The sequence below is a fragment of the Humibacter antri genome (assembly GCF_054777235.1).
Window position 1 is genome coordinate 39,020 of sequence record NZ_BAAHAW010000003.1, and the last position, 21,690, is coordinate 60,709.

Annotated in this window: 16 protein-coding genes; 6 read left to right on the forward strand and 10 right to left on the reverse strand. The window is 67.0% G+C overall.

Translation table 11 applies throughout. The features are described 5' to 3' along the window. Positions 1 to 2: 2 nt before the first annotated feature. Both tmk and topA read right to left on the reverse strand, forming a co-directional pair. Positions 3 to 728 (reverse strand): dTMP kinase, encoded by a 726-nt coding sequence (tmk, locus tag ACYVDK_RS02475; protein WP_460517462.1) that lies wholly within the window; start codon positions 726 to 728, stop codon positions 3 to 5. Next, a complete protein-coding gene (gene topA, locus ACYVDK_RS02480; RefSeq protein WP_460517465.1) occupies positions 725 to 3,595 on the reverse strand; it encodes a type I DNA topoisomerase in 2,871 nt (956 codons plus the stop codon). The genes tmk and topA overlap by 4 nt, the downstream gene beginning before the upstream one ends. Before the next feature lie 490 nt (positions 3,596 to 4,085). Here topA and ACYVDK_RS02485 point away from each other — a divergent pair, with 490 nt between their 5' ends. Continuing rightward, positions 4,086 to 4,331: a hypothetical protein gene (locus ACYVDK_RS02485; protein ID WP_460517468.1), complete on the forward strand. Its 246-nt coding sequence runs from the start codon at positions 4,086 to 4,088 to the stop codon at positions 4,329 to 4,331. Between the two features lie 56 nt (positions 4,332 to 4,387). On the opposite strand, the gene ACYVDK_RS02490 is transcribed toward ACYVDK_RS02485, so the two are convergent. From ACYVDK_RS02490 to ACYVDK_RS02510, 5 genes are all read right to left on the reverse strand, one after another. Further along, on the reverse strand, positions 4,388 to 4,921 hold the full coding sequence (locus tag ACYVDK_RS02490; protein ID WP_460517471.1) for an Rv3654c family TadE-like protein: 534 nt from the start codon (positions 4,919 to 4,921) through the stop codon (positions 4,388 to 4,390). Continuing rightward, the gene (locus ACYVDK_RS02495) at positions 4,870 to 5,334 is read right to left on the reverse strand and encodes a TadE family type IV pilus minor pilin (RefSeq protein ID WP_460517474.1); all 465 of its coding nucleotides are present in this window, start codon (positions 5,332 to 5,334) and stop codon (positions 4,870 to 4,872) included. Before ACYVDK_RS02495 ends, ACYVDK_RS02490 begins: the two co-directional genes overlap by 52 nt. A 1-nt stretch (position 5,335) precedes the next feature. Further along, on the reverse strand, positions 5,336 to 5,506 hold the full coding sequence (locus ACYVDK_RS02500) for a DUF4244 domain-containing protein (protein ID WP_460517665.1): 171 nt from the start codon (positions 5,504 to 5,506) through the stop codon (positions 5,336 to 5,338). Positions 5,507 to 5,740: 234 nt separating this feature from the next. Beyond that, on the reverse strand, positions 5,741 to 6,748 hold the full coding sequence (locus ACYVDK_RS02505) for a type II secretion system F family protein (RefSeq protein WP_460517477.1): 1,008 nt from the start codon (positions 6,746 to 6,748) through the stop codon (positions 5,741 to 5,743). Then, on the reverse strand, positions 6,745 to 7,974 hold the full coding sequence (locus ACYVDK_RS02510; RefSeq protein WP_460517480.1) for a TadA family conjugal transfer-associated ATPase: 1,230 nt from the start codon (positions 7,972 to 7,974) through the stop codon (positions 6,745 to 6,747). Before ACYVDK_RS02510 ends, ACYVDK_RS02505 begins: the two co-directional genes overlap by 4 nt. Before the next feature lie 431 nt (positions 7,975 to 8,405). On the opposite strand from ACYVDK_RS02510, the gene acs reads away from it, so the two are divergent. Further along, the gene (gene acs / locus ACYVDK_RS02515; protein ID WP_460517483.1) at positions 8,406 to 10,379 is read left to right on the forward strand and encodes an acetate--CoA ligase; all 1,974 of its coding nucleotides are present in this window, start codon (positions 8,406 to 8,408) and stop codon (positions 10,377 to 10,379) included. Between the two features lie 373 nt (positions 10,380 to 10,752). Here the strand turns inward: acs and ACYVDK_RS02520 are convergent, their stop codons facing one another. The 3 genes from ACYVDK_RS02520 to ACYVDK_RS02530 form a co-directional block, all read right to left on the reverse strand. Further along, positions 10,753 to 11,592, reverse strand: coding sequence for an endonuclease domain-containing protein (locus ACYVDK_RS02520; RefSeq protein WP_460517486.1), 840 nt, complete (start codon positions 11,590 to 11,592; stop codon positions 10,753 to 10,755). 554 nt (positions 11,593 to 12,146) lie between these two features. Next, positions 12,147 to 12,617: a RidA family protein gene (locus ACYVDK_RS02525; protein WP_460517489.1), complete on the reverse strand. Its 471-nt coding sequence runs from the start codon at positions 12,615 to 12,617 to the stop codon at positions 12,147 to 12,149. Beyond that, positions 12,617 to 12,778: a DUF4177 domain-containing protein gene (locus ACYVDK_RS02530; protein WP_440293500.1), complete on the reverse strand. Its 162-nt coding sequence runs from the start codon at positions 12,776 to 12,778 to the stop codon at positions 12,617 to 12,619. Before ACYVDK_RS02530 ends, ACYVDK_RS02525 begins: the two co-directional genes overlap by 1 nt. A gap of 130 nt (positions 12,779 to 12,908) precedes the next feature. On the opposite strand from ACYVDK_RS02530, the gene ACYVDK_RS02535 reads away from it, so the two are divergent. The 4 genes from ACYVDK_RS02535 to ACYVDK_RS02550 all read left to right on the forward strand — a co-directional run bounded on the left by ACYVDK_RS02535 (position 12,909) and on the right by ACYVDK_RS02550 (position 21,676). Next, complete coding sequence (locus ACYVDK_RS02535; RefSeq protein ID WP_460517492.1) at positions 12,909 to 15,614, forward strand: transglycosylase domain-containing protein; 2,706 nt, start codon at positions 12,909 to 12,911, stop codon at positions 15,612 to 15,614. Continuing rightward, positions 15,611 to 16,618 (forward strand): metallophosphoesterase, encoded by a 1,008-nt coding sequence (locus ACYVDK_RS02540; protein ID WP_460517495.1) that lies wholly within the window; start codon positions 15,611 to 15,613, stop codon positions 16,616 to 16,618. The genes ACYVDK_RS02535 and ACYVDK_RS02540 overlap by 4 nt, the downstream gene beginning before the upstream one ends. Positions 16,619 to 16,796: 178 nt before the next feature. Continuing rightward, positions 16,797 to 19,070 carry a transglycosylase domain-containing protein gene (locus ACYVDK_RS02545; RefSeq protein WP_460517498.1) on the forward strand — a complete coding sequence of 758 codons (2,274 nt, stop codon included), beginning with the start codon at positions 16,797 to 16,799 and terminating at the stop codon, positions 19,068 to 19,070. A 293-nt stretch (positions 19,071 to 19,363) separates the two neighbouring features. Continuing rightward, positions 19,364 to 21,676 carry a transglycosylase domain-containing protein gene (locus ACYVDK_RS02550; RefSeq protein WP_460517500.1) on the forward strand — a complete coding sequence of 771 codons (2,313 nt, stop codon included), beginning with the start codon at positions 19,364 to 19,366 and terminating at the stop codon, positions 21,674 to 21,676. The last annotated feature ends 14 nt before the right edge of the window (positions 21,677 to 21,690 follow it).

Consider the following 21,690-nt stretch of genomic DNA (forward strand, 5'->3'; position numbering starts at 1 on the left):
CGCTACCCGGTGCGTCCGTCGGCGCCCGACGCTCCAGGAGCAGCGGGGCCGGACGGGTGGCGCGGCGCGATTCCGCGCGCGGCGAGCAGTTCGTCGACGTGCGCTCCGATCCGTTCGGCGAGGGATTCGGCGGATGCCGCACCGTCGACGACGAGAAAGCGGTCGCGTTCCACTTCGGCCAACGCGAGGAAGGCGGTGCGCACCCTGGCGTGGAACTCGCCCGTCTCGGCCTCCAGTCGGTCGAACCGCTTGTTCGCGGCGTCGAGGCGGCCACGGGCATCCGTCTCGTCGATATCGAGCAGCACCGTGAGGTCGGGCAACAGATTCTCGGTCGCCCAGAGCGAGAGCTCCCGGATCTCGGCGGCGTCCAGCGCCCGCCCGACGCCCTGGTAGGCGACCGAGGAGTCGAGGTAGCGGTCCTGCACGACGATGGTTCCTGCCTCCAACGCCGGCCGCACCATGGTGGCGACGTGATGCGCGCGGTCCGCGGCGTAGAGCAGCGCCTCCGCCCGCGGAACGATATCGCCGTGATGATGCAGCACGAGCTCGCGGATCTCGAGCCCCGCCTCTGTTCCGCCGGGTTCCCTGGTGTGCAGCACGTCGTAGCCGGCCGTCGCGAGCCGTGTCGCCAGCAAGGATGCCTGTGTCGACTTGCCCGACCCGTCGCCGCCCTCGAATGTGATGAAGAGGCCGCGCGCGATCTCGCCGGGCCGCGACAAGTGCGTCACGAGGCCGTGCCGGGTTTCTTCGAGCTCGTCGACTTCGGTGTCCCGGTCTTCTTGGCGGCGGGCTTCGTGGATGCCTTCTTCGCGGCCGATTTGCCCGCGGCCGTGGTGGTGGTCGCCTTCGCTGCCGCCGTCTTGGTGGTGCGGCGGGTCGTTCCGGTGCGCTTCACCGGGCCCTTGGCGCGCTTGTCGGCCAGCAACTGCACGGCACGCTGGAAGTCGATCTCTTCGACGGACTCCCCGCGCGGGATGGTCGCGTTCGTCTCCCCATCCGTGACGTACGGGCCGAACCGGCCGTCCTTCACCCGCACCGGCTTTCCGCTGACCGGGTCCGCGTCGAACTCCTTGAGCGCGCTGGATGCCCGTCGCGCCCCGTATTTCGGTTGAGCGAAAAGCTCGAGCGCGCCGGACAGGTCGATGTCGAAGATCGCATCCTCGCTCGGCAGCGACCTCGTGTCCGTCCCCTTCTTCAGATAGGCGCCGTAGCGACCGTTCTGCGCCAGGATGGGTTCGCCCGACTCGGGGTCCCCTCCGACGGTGCGCGGCAGGTCGAGCAGCTTGAGCGCGGTCTGCAGGTCGACACCGGCGGGATCCATCGACTTGAACAGCGACGCGGTGCGCGGCTTCTCCGCCTTGGCGGCCTTCGCCTTGGATGCCTTCTTCTTGGGGGCGCTGACCTCACCGGTCTCGAGATCCACGACCGCGTCCACCGCGTCGGTGATGTCGACCGAGTCCGGAACCGGGGCCTCTTCGGCCTCCAGCTCTGTGACATACGGCCCGAACCTGCCGTCCTTGACCACGATGAGCTTGCCGTTCGCCGGGTTCACGCCGAGTTCGCGGTCGGACTGCACAGGAGCCTCGATGAGTTCCTTTGCCTTCTGCGCGGTGAGTTCGTCGGGGGCGAGATCCAGCGGGATGTTGACCCGGCGCGGCGTCGCATCCGTTCCGGCTCCCGGATCGATCACCTCGAGGTAGGGGCCGTATCGGCCGATACGAAGCGTGATGTCGTCGGTGACGCGCACCGAGTTGATCTCGCGGGCATCGATCTCGCCGAGATTGTCGACCACCTGGCGCAGTCCCCTGCGATCTCCGCTGCCGAAGTAGAAGCCCTTCAGCCAATCGGCTCTGGTCTCGACCCCGTCGGCGATGCGGTCGAGGTCGTTCTCGAGCTCGGCCGTGAAGTCGTATTCGATGAGGTCGCCGAAGTGGTCCTCAAGCAGTCGCACGACGGCGAATGCGATCCAGTTCGGCACCAGGGCTTGGCCTTGGACGGTCACGTAGCCGCGGTCGACGATGGTCGAGATGATGGCGGCGTACGTCGACGGGCGCCCGACGCCGAGTTCCTCCATGCGTTTGACGAGGCTCGCCTCCGTGTAACGCGGCGGCGGCGACGTCTCGTGGCCCTTCGCTTCGACCTCGCCGACGACGAGAGCCTGGCCCTCCGTCAGCGGTGGCAGCTTGGACTCGTCGGGGGCCGCATCCGCGTTGCGCTCCTCGTCGCGGCTCTCCTCGTAGGCCTGCAAGAAGCCGCGGAATGTGATCACCGTGCCGCTGGCCGTCAGCTCGGCGATGGTGCCGTCGAGAGCGCCCTCGTGCACGCGGGCCGCGATCGTGACCGAAGCGGTCTGTCCTTTCGCGTCCGCCATCTGCGAGGCGACCGTGCGCTTCCAGATCAGTTCGAACAGTCGCAGTTCGTTGCCGTGCAGTACTGAGGCCATCTGCGCCGGCGGACGCCACGTTTCACCCGCAGGCCGGATGGCCTCGTGCGCCTCCTGGGCGTTCTTGCTGCGATTCGGGAAGGTGCGCGGCGCGGCCGGGATGGAGTCAGCGCCGTAGAGCGCCTGCGCCTGGGCGCGGGCGGCATTCACCGCCTGCGCCGACAAGGCCGTCGAGTCCGTGCGCATATAGGTGATATGCCCGTTCTCGTACAGAGATTGCGCAACGCTCATCGTCTGCCTCGCGGTGAACCGCAGCTTGCGCGCGGCCTCCTGCTGCAGGGTGGAGGTCGTGAACGGCGCTGAGGGCTTGCGCGTCAGCGGCCTGGTCTCGAGTTTCGCCACCGTGACGGCCGTGGACGACTGCCGCAGGGCATCCGCGAGCACTCCGGCCGAGCTCTCGTCGAACACGCGAGCCTCGCTCTTGAGCTGGCCGCGGTCGTCGAAGTCGCGTCCGGTGGCGACCCGCTTACCGTCGACGCGGCTGAGGCGAGCGTTGAACGACTGGGCATCGGAGCCGGCCGCCAGCTGTGCGAACAGATCCCAATAGGATGCCGCGACGAACGCCATGCGCTCACGCTCGCGGTCCACGACGAGTCGGGTCGCCGGGGACTGCACCCGTCCAGCTGAGAGACCCTGCCGCACCTTGCGCCACAGCACGGGCGAGACCTCGTAACCGTAGAGCCGGTCGAGGATGCGACGGGTCTCTTGCGCGTCGACCAATGACATGTCGAGGTCGCGGGTGTTGTCCTTGGCCTGCTCGATGGCGTCCTTCGTGATCTCGTGGAACACCATGCGCTTGACCGGCACCTTGGGCTTGAGCTCCTCGAGCAGGTGCCAAGCGATCGCCTCGCCCTCGCGATCTTCATCGGTGGCGAGCAGCAGTTCGTCGGCGCTCTTCAGCAGCTTGCGCAGCTTCGCGACGACGCTGCGCGCCCGGTCGGAGACGACGTAGTGCGGCTCGAAGCCGTTGTCGACGTCGACACCGAACTGTCCGAACGCCCCGCGCTTCTTCTCAGCCGGAATGTCTTTGGGCTCGATGAGGTCGCGGATATGCCCGACGGATGCCTCGACCGTGTACCCGGCTCCCAGATACTTCTCGATCGACTTGACCTTGGTCGGTGACTCGACGATGACCAGCTTGTTCCCTGGCACCTGTCTCCTTACCTCGACTCCTGTACGGATGTCGACTGCTGCTTGCTCCGGCTGTTGTGCTGCCGGCTTCGGCGGCCTTCGAGTGTTCGAACTGATGGGCGGTGGACCGTGGAACCAGTGCGCCTGGCCCTGATCAGCGGATCGTCGATCAGGATTCCTCAGCGTGCGTCTTCGCATCGACCGATGGTCGTGGGATCCCACGAGTTCGGCACGCGGACCCTGTCCATGCGCCTGCCTCGCTCCGACCCGCAAAGCTCCGGTCCGCAAGTTCGGACCCGGCAGTGCGGTCGCCGATCCCCCGCTCTCCCCCGATCGCGTGACCGGCTCGCCCTGTCGAGTCGAGCCGCGCCGCTCATCAGGCACACCATACACACGTTCTCCGGCCGACTGCCTAATCTGCGTCGCCGTCGTACTTCCCGCCATGACGAGATGAGTCCAGCCCCGGTTGCGTAAGGGTTGACCGCCGAGGCGGGCGGAGGACAATGACAACATGGGTACTTCATCGAGCGGTGCCTACACCGCGAAGCTGACCGACGGACCGCTTGAGGGCAAGACCGTCACCACGGGCTTCCTGGAATCCGGCGAGCCCCAGCCGCGGATCGAGATCCCGGCATCGAACGGCGACAAGCGGTACGTGTACACGCGCTCAGGGGGCGTCGAGTACGCATCGGACTCCGGCGACTCCGATCGCCCGACAGCGGTCGACTACCGCTACATCGAGGCCGTCTTCGGCTGATCGGCAGCGCGGAACCGCTCACCCTGCGCCGCCGACGCCGCGATTCCGTTGCGCCATCAGCGGGCGTCGCTCGGCGGCCCCGCTCTCGCCCAGACGGTTATCGGGACGCCCCCGATGTCGCGCTCGGCTTCGACCAGAGCGACGAGACCGTCGACGGAGCAGGAGCCCAGCCGCGCCCCATTGAGTAGTGCGGCCTGATCCGCTCGGTCGCAGGGTGCGCCGGCCACGCGCCCGCTCGCGGTGTCGGCGGCAGCGAGCGCGGCCGCATCCGCTGCTGCCGACACGTGCTGCTTCGCCGCGAGCAGCGCGCAGGCGCCAACGGCCGCTGCACTCGCCACCATCAGTACGGCCAGAAGCCCGACGACGACCAGGGTCGCCGATCCACGTTCCTGTCGGCCGGCCGCGCGCCGTTCCGACCGCCTGAGCGAGCGCCCTTCAGCCCGCCCAACCGAGCGGCATTCATCCCGCCCGAGCGAACCGCATTCGGCACGCCCTGGCGAGCCGCCTTCGGTTCGCCAGGGCGATTCCTTCGCTCCGGTCATCGGCCGGCCCCCTGCCGTTCGGCCGCCGCATCGTCTCCGAGCGCGCATCCCCTGCTCCGCACTGTGAGACCTGTCAGCGCAGCCGGCCCCGCGGCATTCTGAGCCAGAGCGACACAGACGAAATCTCCGCTCCGGCCTACCGACACCGCCGACCGCCCGACCGCTCCCGCGATGTTCGAGCGTGCTACGCCTTCTCCGTCTCCTCGGGCGAGCGAACGGGCGCCGTCGGCGGCCGCATCCGTGAGCCGGGCCTGCTGAACAACAACCTCGATGGCACCGAGGCCGAATGCCAGAACGAGAAGTACGGCCGGAACGATCGCGGCGAACTCCGCCGTCACGCTGCCGCGCTCGCGGCCGAGCACTCGTCCGCGAACGATTCTGAGCTGAACACCCGTATCCGGTTCCGGCGCGCCGCCGGCAGCGTACGGCAGGGACGCTACGACGGTCGCCCGCAGCGACATGTCAGCCCGCCACAGTAAGTGCGCGACGCACGAGATCTGTCAGGATCCCGCGCACCTCGTCACCGCGAAGAATCAGCACCAGCATGCCGGCGAACCCGACCGCTGCCATGGTGGCGACTGCGTACTCCGCGGTGGCCGACCCGCGCTCGTCCGTCAGCACGCGTCGCAGCATCCTGGAACCTGCCGACCTCAGCAGGGCTCCCGTCGTTCGTTGTTCCGGTCGAAGCCGCATCGTCGGCGGTTTTCCGTGTTGCATGGTGTCCTCCTCGTGATCGTTTCTCGATGGATGCCGTCGATCGGCCGTCTCGCTTCGGTGAGACCGCGCTCCCAGATCGCGTCCGTCATTTCGAGCCTCGTTCGAAGGGCGATCCCTGCGAGCGCCGAACGTGCTATCGGTGTGAAGCGCTCAGATTCCGCGCAGTGTGGACGACAGGATCGACATCACGAGCGGAGCCACCGAGAGGAGCATGAACGCCGGCAGTACGCACACCGCCAGTGGTGCCATCAGACGCACGCCGAGCGCCGCCGACGTCGCCTGCGCACTGCTGCGCGCGTCGCGCCGCGCCTGCTCCGCCTCGGCTCGGAGCAGCTCGACGGTCCCCACTCCGGCGCGTTGCGCCAGCGTGAGCACGGAGTCGACCGCGTCGGAATCGGGCGGCGCGAGAGCGAAGCGGGTACAGGCATCCGCGACCCGTGCGAGCGCACCGGGGGCAGAGCCTCCACCGGTCATGGCAACGGCCACGAGTTCGATCGCGAGTCCCGGCATCCGGTCCCGAGGCGTGGCTCGTCGCAGCATTGCGCGGTTCCACGCTCGTGCGACAAGGAGCAGTGCCGCACCTGCGGCGAGGCAGCCGAGTCCGGCCGGCGTGGCGATGAGCGTGTGGAGCGTGTCGACGCCGAGTCCAGCGCCGAACAGGATGCCGACGGCCGGCAGCGCAAGCACCATCCGCGCGGTCGCGCGAGGCCCGGCCAGCGCCGTCTCCCGGTCGCGCTGCGTCTGGCCGAGGTCGCGCAATGAAGCGGCGAGGTCGCGAAGAGCCTCGGCGAGCGGTGCACCGGACTCGGTGGCAACCTGAAGCGCGACAGCGAGGCCCCGCCACGCTTCCCGCACGTCGGAGTCGGGCCGCCGTCTGATCCGGCCCTTCGATGCCGCGACCGCGGCGGCGGACGAGACGGCGATGGCGCGCGGCACATCGACCCCACGCCGCGCGGCATCTGCTGCTGCGCGGATCACGGCGTCCGTCACGGTGCGGGGCACGCCGCTTCCCGCACCCTCGGCGGAGTCGGCGAGCTCAGAAGCCTCGGAGAGATACCCCCACGCCGCAGCGGGCGGCACTCCGGCGGCGAGCAGTACCGCGAGGCGCCCGGCGACATCCGCGACCGCTTCGACGGCCGGCCGGCGCTGCGGCTTCATCGCTCGCGAGCTTCCTGCACGACCAGCCGGCCGGCGGCATCGATGCGGAAGGAGCCGCAGTGAGCGACGCGACGGATGCCGGCGACACGTTCCAGGTGCACCACCAGGTCGAAGGCGCTCACCGCTTGCCGTGCGACGGCCGAAGCATCCATCTCGGCGAGGGCGCCGAGCGCCTCCAGCCTGGCCGGCACGTCGTCGATGGAGTTGGCGTGCAACGTACCCGCCCCGCCGTCATGACCGGTGTTCAGCGCGGACATCAGGTCGCGCACCTCGGCTCCTCGGCACTCGCCGACGACGAGACGGTCGGGGCGCATCCGCAGCGCCTCTCGCACAAGCCGGTCCAGGCCGATCGCGCCGGCGCCCTCGAGATTCGCCTGCCGTGCCTCCATCGCCACGACATGCGGATGCCGCACGTGCAGCTCTGCGACGTCTTCGATGCAGACGATCCGCTCGTGCGGAGGTGCTTCGGCCAGCAGTGCGGAAAGAAGCGTGGTCTTGCCGCTCCCCGCGGCGCCGGTGACGAGAAGGTTCGCTCGCTGCCGGACGGCCGCTTCCAGCCGGCCCCGATGCGAAGCGAGCATCCCCACGGAGTCGAGCTCATCGAGGCTGAATCGGCCGGGCCGAGGCACGCGGATCGAGATCAGCGTGCCACCGGTGGACACGGGTGGGAGCACGACGTGAACCCGGATGCCCTCAGCCAGCCGCACATCGACGCAGGGATGCGCCTCATCGACGTGTCTGCCACCCAGCGCGACGAGTCGCACGGCGAGCAGGCGTAGCGATCGTTCCTCGCAGGACCACGTCGGATCGTGGACGGCCCCCGCTCCCACGTCGACCCAAAGCCCGTCTGGACCGTTGACGAACACGTCGGTGACCCCCGGCGCGGCGACGTACGGGGCGAGCGGCCCGAATGCCGACCAGTCCGAGCGGTCGAGGGATCCGGCTCCGTCGTCGTACTGTTCCCCTTCGCCCGACCCGTGCTCGAGAACCCCGTCAATGACCGACGCCCTGGTGCGGCCCTCTGGGCCCGTGGCCGCCTCGGGCTGCGGGGCGACGGGCGGCCGCTGGTCGTCGTTCAGCCGCGGGGTGAAGGCAGCGGCGACCGAGGGCAGCCCGACTGCGTCAAGGGCATGCGCATCCGCTGTGAACGCCGACGCCGACGGTGCGCAGGACTGCGCAGGCGACGACGCGGCCCCACGCCCCGGCGCTACGGGTGGGCGTGGCACGAACGGGACGGTAGAACTGCGTGAGCGGTGGGCGACGGCCATGGAGCGACGCTACGTGCGCAGTTCAACGGCCGGGCATCCGTTCGCGGTTCCGTGCGATTCGCTGTCGCCGGCCGGGTTGTGGACGGGGAGGGGGCCCGCACGTTAAAAGCAAGGGGCGGCACCTATTGGGGGGAACAGGTGCCGCCTCAGCGACGAGGGATTGGGGGGAATCGCTCTCGCCGCACGCCAGAATTATCATTCGGCCGATCGATAGTGTACGCCATAGGCGCGATCGCGCAAGAGGCAGTTTTCAAGGCCCTGCACGAGCCTCCCGACCTCGAGTTCAGCAGCGCACCGGCCCCGTTCGCGATCACCCTCAGGCAACCGGTATCGTCGTAGAGCGTTGTGCCAGCCGCCCACGTGACACACCTCGCGAAGGAGCGAAATCCATGTCTTCCGACACGATCGACAACCTGTTGCACGAGTCGCGCCGCTTCGCGCCCGATGCAGAGTTCGCCGCGAACGCCGTGGCGAAGCCGGAGCTGTACGAACAGGCCGCGGCCGATCGTCTGCAGTTCTGGGCCGATCAGTCCCGCAACCTGCTGCACTGGCACAAGCCGTTCACCCGCACGCTGGACTGGTCCAATCCGCCGTTCGCGAAGTGGTTCGACGACGGCGAACTGAACGTCGCATACAACTGTCTCGACCTGCACGTGCTGGCCGGCAACGGCGACCGCGTGGCGATCCACTGGGAAGGCGAGCCGGGCGACACACGAACCATCACGTACGCGGAACTCACGTCCGATGTGAAGCGTGCCGCGAACCTGCTCACGAGCCTGGGCGTGCGCGAAGGCGACCGCGTGGCCATCTATCTGCCGATGATCCCCGAGGCTGTCGTGGCGATGCTCGCCGTGGCGCGCATCGGCGCGGTTCACTCGGTCGTGTTCGGCGGTTTCAGCGCCGAAAGCCTGCGCCAGCGCATCGACGACGCCAACGCGAAGCTCGTGATCACGGCCGATGGCGGCTACCGCAAGGGCAACGTGTTCCCGTTGAAGAATGCGGTGGATGCCGCACTCGCCGACGGCGGGACGAACGTCGAGAACGTGCTCGTCGTGCGCCGCGGCGGCAACGACGTCGCGTGGTTCGAGGGGCGCGACCTCTGGTGGCACGAGGAGATGCCGCAGGTCGACGCGGACCACGAGGCGAAGCCGTTCGCGGCCGAGCATCCGCTGTACATCCTCTACACGAGCGGCACGACCGGTAAGCCGAAGGGCATCGTGCACACCTCCGGCGGTTACCTCACCCAGGCCGCCTACACGCACAAGACCGTGTTCGACCTGCACCCGGAGACGGATGTCTACTGGTGCTCAGCAGACATCGGCTGGGTCACAGGGCACACCTACGTGGTCTACGGTCCACTGGCCAATGGGGCGACGCAGTTGCTCTACGAGGGCACGCCCGACTTTCCCGAGCCCGGCCGCTGGTGGCAGCTCATCGAGAAGTACAAGGTGAGCATCTTCTACACGGCGCCCACGGCCATCCGCTCCTTCATGAAGCAGGGACGGCAGATTCCTCAGCAGTTCGACCTGTCGTCACTGCGCGTGCTCGGGTCAGTCGGTGAGCCGATCAACCCCGAGGCGTGGATCTGGTACCGCGAGGTCATCGGCGGCGACACGACACCCATCGTCGACACGTGGTGGCAGACCGAGACCGGCGCCATCATGATTTCTGCGCTGCCCGGTGTCACCACGCTCAAGCCCGGAAGCGCCCAGGTGCCCCTTCCCGGCATCTCCATCGATGTGGTGACGGATGCCGGTGAGTCGGTCGGCGCCGACGAGGGCGGCCTGCTCGTCGTCACGGAGCCGTGGCCGTCCATGCTGCGCGGCATCTGGGGCGACCCGGAGCGCTACAAGGAGACGTACTGGGCGAAGTTCGGCGACAAGTACTTCGCCGGCGACGGTGCCAGCAAGGACAAGGACGGCGAGATCTGGCTGCTCGGCCGGGTCGACGACGTGATGAACGTGTCGGGCCACCGACTGTCGACGGCGGAGATCGAGTCGGCCTTGGTCGCGCATCCGTTCGTGGCGGAATCCGCGGTGGTCGGGGCATCCGACGACACGACCGGGCAGGCCGTCGTGGCGTTCGTGATCATCAAGGGCAACCAGCGCGAGGCTGCAGGGGCGACGGATGTCAACACCGAGCTGCGCTCCCACGTCGCCCAGCAGATCGGTGCGATCGCGCGCCCGCGTGACATCTACGTCGTCGATGAACTGCCGAAGACTCGCAGCGGCAAGATCATGCGCCGTCTGCTGCGCGACGTCGCGGAGGGACGCCCGGTCGGCGACACCACGACCTTGGCCGACACCATGGTGATGTCGATCATCACGGAGAAGCTGAGCGGCCCGGTCCCCGTCGAGGACTGAGCCCGCCTGTCGGCGCCCTGGATCGCTGGCGGCCCTGGATCGCTGGCGGCCTGTACCGCTGGTGGCCTGGATGGCTGGCCGCCTGGGTCGTCGGCGGCCTGTATCACCTGCGGCCTGGGTCGCCTGCGGCCTGGATCGCCGGCGGCTTCCGTCGCCGGCTTGTATCGCGGGGCTTGCATCGACAGCTTGCATCGATGGGCCTCCCGCCCGCACGATGCGCCGGATGAATGAACCCATTCCATCCGGCGCATCGTGCGGTTTCCGGCAGATCTCGCTACCTCAACAGCAGATCTCGCCACCTCAACAGCCGATCTCGCCACCTGACGGCGACCGATCTCGCTAGATTGGCAACCTCTCGGTGCCGAGAATGCGGTCATCGCTCGTGCAAGCCCTGCGCGATGGCGCCTAGAACCTCGTGCTCCACCTGCTGCCACTGGTTCTCGACTCCCCACGAGGAGTACCTGAAGACTGTGCAACCCCGGAGGTTGAGCCGCCGATCCTGGGCGAGATCGCGCGCGCGCCGCTTCGGGTCTTGGTGTGGACCGAACCCATCGACCTGGATGACGAGGCTCTTGCCGATCAGGCCGTCGACCGGATGTCCGTCGATCACGACCTGCGGCTCGACGTGGACGCCTACTGCGGCCATCCGCACCCGGAACAAAGTCTCGCCGCCCGAGTCGGCTCGGCCGTCTGACGCAGCGACGACCGCCGCGAACCTTCCGCCGACGACAGCCGCCAGGCGACGCAACTCCTGCGGCGCGATCGCCTTGCTGTTGAGTGCGGAATCGAAGGTCGCGACGGCGTAGTCCAATGGCTGACATCGCGCGATGTGGAACAGCACGTTGGCAAGGGGTTCGACGGCGACGTCTCTGACGATCGGCACCGGACCCTGCGACCAGTGGGTGATGATGTCATCGCTTTTCGGGTGGTGCGCCGAATATCCCTCGGGAGCGGCAACGTGCAACCTCGCATCGCTGAAGGTCCACAACTTGCGCCGGTGCGCCTCCGTGACGCAGGTGAGTCGCGTGCCGATAGCCGCGGCGCGGATGACATCCGGCGACGCGCCGGGCAACGCGATTCGATTTCGACCGATCGCGATGAGACGGCCATGGGCTACCTCCGCGCGAATCCGATACGACGTGATGCCTGCACTCCGCAATGAGGATCGGTGCATCGCGCCGCCACGTTCACGAACCAGGGAAATGACATCCATGTACGCGAGCGTGCCCGTTCCGATACGGGCACGATGGCATCGAGCACGAACTGTGCAGAACCTTGCTTGCGCGCGCCTTGTGGACACGCAGCGTGCATCCCCGTCCCGCGCGTTTCCCACTGCGGTACGAAGTGTGCCTCACCGCGGCACGAGGTCGGCCGGAAAACACACGATCCGCCGGAAGCTTGCGTCGCATTTGTCCGGCGGACCCTACGCTTTCCGGCCGACCGTTCGATGGAGACCGTCCGTTCGACCGAGACCAACGTTCGATGGACACCAACGGTTCGACCGAGGCCAATCGTTCAATCGAGACCGACGGCTCGACCGAGACCAACCGCTCGACTGAGACCGACGACTCGACTGAGACCGTCCGCTCGACCGAGACCAACCGCTCGATGGAGACCGTCCGTTCGACCGAGACCAACCGCTCGGCCGAGGCCGATCGGTCGATCGAGGCCGATCGGTCGCTGGCGTCTGGCGATGCAGAGGCGAAAGTCTCGGCGCGGCGATCCGTGTCGGCGCAACGGCCGACCGATGAGGTGGACCTGGCCCCGCTACTCGAAGGCGACGATCAGCTCGATCTCTACCGGGGCATCCAGCGGCAGGACGGCGACGCCCACCGAAGAGCGCGCGTGACGGCCGGCATCGCCGAACACCTCGCCGAGCAGCAGCGACGCGCCATTGACGACACCGGGCTGCCCGGTGAACGACGGGGCGGATGCCACGAAGCCGGTGACCTTGACGACCTGCGTGACGCGGTCCAGCGACCCGATCACCGACTTGACGGCGGCCAGCGCATTGAGCGTCGCCGTGCGCGCGAGGTCTTCGGCGTCATCCGCCGGCACGAGCCCGTGTCCGTCGCCCACCTTGCCGGTCAGCGGCAGCGCGCCAGAGACCATCGGCAGCTGTCCCGCGGTGTACACCAGTGAGCCGTTCACCAGGGCCGGGACATAGGCCGCGACCGGGGGGACCACCTCGGGGAGCTCGATGCCGAGTTCGGTCAGGCGGGCCTCGAATGCGCCCATCAGTCGTCCTCGCCGATCTCGCGCTTGAGGTAGGCGACGAGCCCGCCTTCCGGGCCGGTGACGACCTGCACGAGCTCCCAGCCCTCCGACCCCCAGTTGTTCAGGATCGCCGCCGTGTTGTGCACGATCAGCGGTGTGGTGACGTACTCCCACCGACGCATGTGTCCTTCTTTCTTGAGGAATCATGACGGCCCCGACGGGCCACCTCGTCGATCGTGCCACGCGGAGGCCACTGTTCGCATACCAGAACCGGCGGGCGCTTTGCCAGCTTCTGCCGATAGCCTGGGCCTCATGTCTGCCCAAAAACCCACGGCTAGAGGCGCGCTCGGCGAGCTCGGGGCGTTCGTAGGAATGAGCGTCGTGGCCGGCCTTCTTGTGACAGCAGCAGTGACGCCGGCGATAGCGGTCACCGGAATGGCGGCGAACAACGGCATCGGCGCGTTCGACGGTCTCCCCGAATATCTGCAGATCGGCGCGTTGCCCCAGGTCTCCACCATTTACGCGAATCAGGGCGGCCAGCCCGTACCGATCGCCACCTTCTACTCGCAGAACCGCGTCGAGGTGGGTTGGAACGACATCTCTCAGACGATGAAGGATGCCACGATCTCGACGGAAGACCCGCGCTTCTACCAGCACGGCGGCATCGACATCGAGGGCACCGCTCGAGCCATCGTGTTGACCGGACTGCTGCACAAGTCGACGTCAGGCGGATCATCGATCACGCAGCAGTACGTGAAGAACGTCAAGGTGCAGCAGTGCGAGACGTACAACATCATCGTGCCCGCACCGACCTTCAAGGGAACCGGCACGCCCTCAGACGCGGAGCAGAAGAAGCTCGATGAGGAGCAGAAGAAGCAGCAGGCCGCCCAGGACAAGAAGTACACGGACTGCTACAACGACGCCACCGATCCCACCATCTCCCGCAAGCTGCAGGAGATGAAGCAGGCGATCGGGCTGGAGAAGAAGTACTCCAAGAACGACATCCTCAAGGGTTACCTCAACATCGCCGGCTTCGGCGGCTCGGTGTACGGCGTGGAGTCGGCCGCTCGCTACTACTTCGGCGCGACCGCGAAGACCCTCACTGTGCCGCAGGCAGCGACGCTCGTCGCCATCCTGAACAATCCGGCGAACCTGCGCATCGACCAGGACAAGGCGACGAACCCCGGCAACAACGCCGAGAACGGGTTCAAACGCACGCTCGATCGGCGCGACTATGTGCTTCGCAGCATGCTCAAAGCCCACAAGATCACGCAGAAGCAGTACGACGAATCCGTCAAGACCAAGATCGAGCCGAAGATCACACCGCAGCCGAACGGATGCGAGACTGCGGCACAGTACAACGCCGCGTACTACTGCGACTGGGTGCAGCACCTCGTCTCTGAAGACACAGGTCTCGCCAAGACGGCGGACCAGCGCAACGCGCTGCTCCGGGCGGGCGGTCTCAAGATCTACACACCGTTGAACCTGGACGTCCAGGGCGTCGCGCAACAGTCGCTCAGTTCGATCGTCCCGGCATCGAAGCCTGGCGTCGCACTCGGCGGAACAAACCTCTCCGTGGAGGTCGGCACGGGCCGCGTCATCTCCATGGTGCAGAACACGAACTACACCGCGACCGCTTCGAACGATCCCAACTACTCGGGCATCAACTACAACACCGACTTCAACGAGGGCGGATCAGGCGGCTTCCAGACCGGCTCGACGTACAAGCTCTTCACGCTGCTCGAATGGCTCAAGGAAGGGCATTCGATCAACGACATGGTCACCGCGCCGTCGGCGCGCACGACATTCCCGGCGAACAAGTGGCACACGACGTGCTCGGACACGTCGCCCGCTGCAAGCTGGACAGTCGAGAACGACGGAGCCGGCGAGGGCGGCACGATGAGCGTGTCGAGGGCGACGGCGAACTCCGTGAACACGGCGTTCGCCGTCATGGGCACGAAGCTCGACCTGTGCGGCATCCGCCAAAGCGCAGTGAACATGGGCATCCACCCGGCCAGCGACAAGGTCTGGACGCAAGACGCCGCCGGCAACGAGGTGCAGGTTGCGAATCCTCTCCTCGGCAACCCGGCGGCGATCCTGGGAACGAATGACCTCTCGCCGCTGACGCTGGTCAGCGCGTATGCGGGCGTCGCGAACGGCGGCAAGTGGTGCACCCCTGTGGGCATCGACAAGATCCTCGGTCCGGACGGCAAGGAACTTCCTGTCACGCCGACCAAGTGCACGCAGGGCGCCGATCCGAATGTGGCCGCCGGCGCCATCAAAGCACTGCAAGGAGTGGTCAGTGGCGGGACCGGCAGCATCGCGAATCCTCGTGATGGCGTGCCGATCTTCGGCAAGACGGGCACCACCGACTCGGCTGCGCAGAACTGGTTCGTCTCCTCGACCTCGAAGACCGCGACCGTCTCGTGGGTCGGCCAGACCAAGCAGACGAACGGCGCCTGGGTCAACTTCGGCAACTTCAGCCTCGGCGGTCACGGTGGGCGTGACGCGAAGCTCTACGTCGCCAGGCCGGTGATCGCGGCTCTGAACAAGATCTACGGCGGCGACCAGTTCCAGCAGCCGAGCGGCAGCGTGCTCCAGGCGAAGCAGGTGACGGTTCCCGATGTGACGGGCAAGTCCCCCGCCGACGCGCAGTCGACCCTCGAGGGCCTGGGCTTCACGTATCAGGACGGCGGCCCGGTCGATTCGGCCCAGCCGGCGGGCACCGTCGCGAGCACCAACCCGCCGGCAGGCAGCGGTGCCGGCATCGGCGCGGTCGTCACGGTGTACACCTCGAAGGGCAACCAAGCTACCGTTCCTGATGTGACGGGCAAGTCGGGGCAAGACGCCGCAACCACCCTGACTGCCGCCGGGTTCAACGTGAGCTGGGCTCCCGGAAGCGACCCCGCCGGCAAGGTGGTCTCGACGGATCCCGCCGCCAACACTCCGGCCACCACCGGTTCAACGGTCACCATCACAACGTCGCGGAAGAATGGCGGCGGCGGGAGCGGCGGATGACCCGCCGCAGCGGAGCGAGCGCGATCGGAACCGTCGCCCTCGCCTTGGGCGCGGCATCAACCGGCGCACTTCTCTGGGGCACGCTGATCGAACGGCGCTGGTACGTGTTGCGCCAGGTCAGCGCCCCGGTGCTGCCCTCGGGGTCGAAGCCCATTCGCGTGCTGCATTTGAGCGACCTGCACATGGCGCCCTGGCAGCGCGACAAGCAGGAGTGGATCCGCTCGCTGGCCGCCTTCGTGCCCGATCTCATCGTCGACACCGGAGACAACCTGGGGCACGAGCGAGGGTTCGACGGCGTCGAGTACGCTCTCGACGCATTCCGCGGAACGCCGGGCGTCTTCGTGAACGGGTCGAACGACTATTACGGTCCGGTCCCGAAGAATCCGATGCGGTACTTCAGCGGCCCGTCCACGCTGCACGTCAAGCCGTCGAACCTCGACACCGACGAACTCACCCGGTACTTCACCGATGACCTCGGCTGGCTCGACCTCGACAACCACGCCGGCGCGCTGAACGTCAGGGGAACCCGCCTCGAACTGTTCGGAGTGGATGACCCGCACCGCAATTTCGACCGGCTCGACCGGGTGACCGGCGAGCTCGACGAGTTGCGGGCATCCGAGGTGACGGATGCCACGTGGCCGGACGGCGGTTCCGGCGAGCATCCTGCCCCCACCATCGCCATCGGCGTGGCGCACGCACCGTACCGCCGCATCCTCGACTCCTTCGTCACGAACGGCGCGAGCATGATCTTCGCCGGGCACACGCACGGCGGACAGGTCTGCGTGCCGGGAATCGGGGCACTCGTCACGAACTGCGACCTCCCCCGCCGCCAGGCGAAGGGTCTCAGCACCTGGACTCACGCGCTGCGCGCCGCCTACCTGAACGTGTCGGCGGGGCTCGGCACGTCCATCTACTCCCCGGTGCGCTTCGCCTGCCGACCGGAGGCATCCCTGGTCACGCTGGTGCCGCACGACACGACATACGACGGATTCGACGTTCGCTGAAGTCGGGTTTCGATACGCCCGCTTCGCGGGCTACTCAACCGGCGGGAGGTCGGCCAACATACCGGCTTCTCTGAGAGACGGCATAGACGGCACGGACAAACGGGTCAGACTCGCCCCGTAGCGTGCTCGGGTGCAGACGACTCGCAGAACCTGGGGGGCCCTGGCAGCATTCGTGGGAATGAGCGCGGTGGCTGGAGTGCTCGTGGTCGCCGCGGTGACCCCTGCCGCGGCCGTGACCTCGCTGGCCGTGAGCGACGCGACGAACACGTTCGACGGCCTGCCGGACTACCTCGCCCTGCAGCCGCTCGACCAGACGACCACCTTCTACGCCAGCAAGGGCGGCCAGGAGGTGCCGTTCGCCACGTTCTATGCACAGAACCGGCAAGACGTGTCGTCGAGTCAGATCGCGCAGTCGGTGAAGGATGGCGCTGTCGACACCGAAGATCCGAGGTTCTACTCCGAGGGCGGCATCGATGTCTACGGCACGATCCGCGGCGCGCTCGCCACGAGCACGGGCGGCGACGTGCAGGGCGGTTCGTCGATCACGCAGCAGTATGTGAAGAACATCCTCGTGCAGCGCTGCGACCAGAAGGACCAGGTCGACCCGAACGCCTCCGCCGCTGTGCAGAAGAAGCAGCAGACGACGTTCGAGCAGTGCTACCAGGATGCGGCCGGCGTCACCATCGCACGCAAGCTTCAAGAGATCCGATACGCGATCGGGCTCGACAAGCGTTACAGCAAGACGCAGATCCTGCAGTCCTACCTCAACATCGTCGGGTTCGGCGGCCAGGTCTACGGCATCCAGGCGGCGGCGCAGTACTACTACGGAGTCGATGCGAAAGACCTCACGCTCCCCGAGTCCGCGACTCTCGTCGCCATGCTGAACAACCCGGCCAACCTGCGCATCGACCAGGACGCCTCGGAGAACCCGGCGAACAACGCGACGAACAAGTTCAAGCTGACCCTCGCCAGGCGCAACTACGTGCTGCAACGGATGCTCGTGCACCACTCCATCACCGAGGCGGAGTACGACAAGGCGGTCGCCACGCCGATCACGCCGAAGATCACGCCGAAGGAGTCCGGATGCCAGTCAGCGGTCGCGTACAACGCCGGCTTCTTCTGCGACTACGTCAAAGACGTGATGCTGCAGAACCCGACATTCGGCAAGACGGCGGACGACCGGCAGCTGCGCTTTCAGCGCGGTGGCCTGAAGGTGTACACGACGCTGAACCTCGACTTGCAGTCCACTGCGCAGAGCGCGCTCAGTGAGTACGTGCCGGCTACGGATCCGGTCGTCGACATCGGGGGTGCGAACGTCTCCGTCGAGGTCGGCACGGGACGCATCGTGACCATGGTGGAGAACAAGCAGTTCGACAACTCAGGGAGCGCCGGACCGGGAAGCACGGCGATCAACTACAACACCGACCACGCATATGGCGGGTCGAATGGCTTCCAGACCGGGTCATCCTTCAAGGCGTTCGACCTCGCCGACTGGTTCGAGAGCGGGCACACCGCGTACGAGAGCGTCAACGCGCATTACTCCGGGTACGCGTTCCCCTTCAGTTCCTTCGCGTGCAACGGCCAACCGCTCAGCGGCGGGACGTATCCGGTGAGCAACGACTCTTCTTCCGAGGGCGGGACGATGAGCGTGCTTCAGGCGACCGAGGAGTCCGTCAACACCGCTTTCATGCAGATGGCGACCGAGACGGACCTGTGCGGCATCGCCGACGCGGCAAAAGCACTTGGTGTGCACTCAGCCAATCCCGCCCCCGTCAGCCAGGGAGGCAACCCGTTCGAGACCGTACCGTCGATGGTGATCGGCACCAACTACATCGCTCCGCTGACCATGGCCACCGCGTATGCCGGAATCGCGAACAACGGCAAGTTCTGCAGCAACGTCGCCATCGACAAGGTCGTGACGAACGACGGCTCGAACGTGGCGGTTCCGAAGTCCACGTGCACGCAGGCTATTCCGCAGACGGTCGCCGCCGCCCTCGCCTGGACGCTGGAGCACGTCATCACCGCAGGCACGGCCACCTCAGCGAACCCGCACGACGGCACGCCGATCCTCGCCAAGACGGGAACGACCGACCACTACGGGCAGAACTGGCTCGTAACCTCGAGCTCGAAGGTGGCGAACGCCATCTGGGTCGGCCAGATCTCGCACTCCTACGACCTCCGCGCCTACGACTATCGTGGGACGGCGCTCGCGTACTCGAAGTTCTACGCGGACCGCAAGATCCTGGCGGCACTGGATTCCGCCTATGGCGGCACCGAGTTCGCCACGCCACCCAGCTCGCTCATCTACGGAGCGGCGAAGAACCCGACGCAGTCCGGCAACGGCAACAACGGTGGCGGCAACGGTACACCGACGAACAGTCCCGTCCCTGCGCCGACGAAAACGCCCAAACCCAGGCCGACCAGCACGAACCCGATCGGCAAGCTTCCGTGAGCCATTCCGCCGGCTGAGCTCGTCAAACCGAGCCTGGACGGGTTTCGACAAGCTCAACCCGCGGGAAGAGCGAGGCTCGCACAACCCACGGGAGGGACAGGCAAGCTCAACCCGCGGGAGGGGCGAGGCTCGCACAGCCCGCGGGAGGGACAGGCTCCCACAACGCGCGGGAGGGGCGAGCCTCACACAACCCACGGGAGGGACAGGCAAGCTCAACCCGCGGGAGGTTCCAACCACGCGACATCCGCATGCCGCTCGTGACGTAGGCGAACCGCGAGCGTAGCCTCGACAAGGTGACGTCACGTGTCGGCGCCTGGGGTGCTCTTGCAGGGTTCATCGCGATGAGCGCGGTCGCCGGTGTGCTCATGGTGAGCGCCGTGACTCCGGTGGTCGCCGTGGCTTCGTTGGCCGTCAGCGACGGCACCGGGATGTTCGACGGGCTGCCCGACTACCTCGCCCCGCAACCACTGGACCAGACCACGACGTTCTACGCGACCAAGGGCGGTCAGGAGGTGCCGATCGCCACGTTCTACGCGCAGAACCGGGAGGACGTGCCGTGGGAGGGCATCGTGCAGACGGTCAAGGACGCCGCCGTCGCCACCGAAGACCCCCGGTTCTACAGCGAGGGCGGAATCGACGTCTTCGGCACGGTGCGCGGGGCGCTGTCCACCGCCAGCGGCAAGGACGTGCAGGGCGGATCATCCATCACCCAGCAGTACGTGAAGAACATCCTCGTGCAGCGTTGTGAGCAGGACGACGCGGTCGACCCGGATGCCGCCCCCACGGTGCAGAAGCAGCAGCAGGCGAAGTTCGAGGCCTGCTACATCGACGCCACCGGGGTGACCGTGCAACGCAAGGTGCAGGAGATCCGGTACGCGATCGGTCTCGACAAGCGGTACAGCAAGGATCAGATCCTGCTCAGCTACCTCAACATCGTGGGCTTCGGCGGTCGCGTGTACGGCATCCAGGCGGCGGCGCAGTATTACTTCGGAACGGATGCCAAGAGCCTGAGCCTGCCGCAGGCCGCGACCCTGATCGCCATTCTCAACAACCCGAACTACCTTCGCATCGACGACCAGTCGAGCTCGTCCGACAACGTGGCGGCGAAAGGTTTTCCGGCCACCCTGGAGCGTCGCAACTACGTGCTGCAACGGATGCTCGTGAACCACAAGATCTCGAATGCGGAGTACGAGCAGGCGGTCGCGACGAAGGTCGAGCCGCACATCACGCCGAAGCAGTCGGGATGCTCGAGCGCTGTGCAATCGGATGCCGGGTTCTTCTGCGACTACGTGCAGCGCATCATGCTGTCGGATCCGGCTTTCGGCAAGACGGCGGATCAACGACAAGCACTGTTCCAGCAGGGCGGGCTCAACGTGTACACCACCCTGAACCTCGATCTGCAGGGAACGGCGCAGGCCGCGCTGAGCAACTACATCCCGCCGACGTACGGCAACCTCGACCTCGGCGGTGCGAACGTGTCGATGGAGGTCGGGACGGGCCGGGTCGTCACGATGGTGGAGAACAAGCAGTACGACGACAGCGGCGGCGCCCCGCCCGGCACGACATCCGTCAACTACACGACCGACTACGCGTACGGCGGATCCAACGGCTTCCAGACGGGTTCGTTGTTCAAGGCGTTCGACCTGACGGCATGGCTCGAGGCCGGCCATTCGCTCTACGAGTCGATCAATGCGAACGTGCACTCGTTCCCGGAGTCCCAGTTCGCGACGTGTGGTGACGGATTCGGCAACGTGGTGTGGAACGTTGCGAACGATGAATCGTCCGAGGGCGGCACGATGTCGGTGCTGCAGGCGACGGAGGCATCCGTCAACACCGCGTTCGCCATGATGGGCACCAAGCTCAACCTGTGCAACATCTCGAACGCGGCAGAGGCGCTGGGCGTGCACTCGGCGAATCCCGCTCCGCCACCCGACGGCAATCCGTGGGTCATCAATCCACCGATGATCATCGGAACGAACTACATCGCACCGCTCACGATGGCCAGCGCGTACGCGGGCATCGCCAACGGCGGACGGATGTGCACCCCGGTCGCCATCGACAAGGCACTGGATGCCAATGGGAAGGCCATCGCGGTGCCGAAGACCACCTGTACGCAGGCGATCCCGGAGAACGTTGCCGCGACCGTCACCTGGGCGTTGCAGCACGTGATGACCGCCGGAACGGCGACGGGAGCGAATCCCAACGACGGCGTGCCGATCATGGGCAAGACCGGCACGACCGACTTCGCGCATGAGAACTGGCTGGTGACCTCCACCTCGAAGGTCGCCCAGGCGACGTGGGTCGGGCTGATCTCGGGAGCCACCGACATGCACTACGTGTATTTCAAGGGCATCCAAGGCAACAACGTGAAGTTCAACATCGTGAAGCAGATCGACACCGCGCTCAATCAGGTGTACGGCGGAAGCGCCTTCCCGGCGCCGGACAACAAGCTCATCTACGGCAGTGGCGGCTCGAAGCCGCCGGCTACGGGCACTCCGTCCCCGGGCAACGGCGGGAACTCCGGCAACTCCGGCGGCAACGGCGGGAACCCGGGGAACGGCCCGAACCCACCCGGGCCGGGAACCCAGCCTGGGAAGGGCCACTGACCACCGAGCACGAC

What these genes read in the sequence shown, in the direction of transcription:
- ACYVDK_RS02520 (WP_460517486.1), bottom strand. Translation starts at nt 11,592, where the DNA reads ATGGATGTCATTTCCCTGGTTCGTGAACGTGGCGGCGCGATGCACCGA.
- ACYVDK_RS02545 (WP_460517498.1), top strand. Translation starts at nt 16,797, where the DNA reads ATGAGCGCGGTGGCTGGAGTGCTCGTGGTCGCCGCGGTGACCCCTGCC.
- ACYVDK_RS02540 (WP_460517495.1), top strand. Translation starts at nt 15,611, where the DNA reads ATGACCCGCCGCAGCGGAGCGAGCGCGATCGGAACCGTCGCCCTCGCC.
- ACYVDK_RS02500 (WP_460517665.1), bottom strand. Translation starts at nt 5,506, where the DNA reads ATGCTGCGACGCGTGCTGACGGACGAGCGCGGGTCGGCCACCGCGGAG.
- ACYVDK_RS02505 (WP_460517477.1), bottom strand. Translation starts at nt 6,748, where the DNA reads ATGAAGCCGCAGCGCCGGCCGGCCGTCGAAGCGGTCGCGGATGTCGCC.
- ACYVDK_RS02530 (WP_440293500.1), bottom strand. Translation starts at nt 12,778, where the DNA reads ATGCGTCGGTGGGAGTACGTCACCACACCGCTGATCGTGCACAACACG.
- ACYVDK_RS02485 (WP_460517468.1), top strand. Translation starts at nt 4,086, where the DNA reads ATGGGTACTTCATCGAGCGGTGCCTACACCGCGAAGCTGACCGACGGA.
- ACYVDK_RS02495 (WP_460517474.1), bottom strand. Translation starts at nt 5,334, where the DNA reads ATGTCGCTGCGGGCGACCGTCGTAGCGTCCCTGCCGTACGCTGCCGGC.
- ACYVDK_RS02490 (WP_460517471.1), bottom strand. Translation starts at nt 4,921, where the DNA reads ATGCGCGCTCGGAGACGATGCGGCGGCCGAACGGCAGGGGGCCGGCCG.
- acs (WP_460517483.1), top strand. Translation starts at nt 8,406, where the DNA reads ATGTCTTCCGACACGATCGACAACCTGTTGCACGAGTCGCGCCGCTTC.
- ACYVDK_RS02535 (WP_460517492.1), top strand. Translation starts at nt 12,909, where the DNA reads ATGTCTGCCCAAAAACCCACGGCTAGAGGCGCGCTCGGCGAGCTCGGG.
- ACYVDK_RS02525 (WP_460517489.1), bottom strand. Translation starts at nt 12,617, where the DNA reads ATGGGCGCATTCGAGGCCCGCCTGACCGAACTCGGCATCGAGCTCCCC.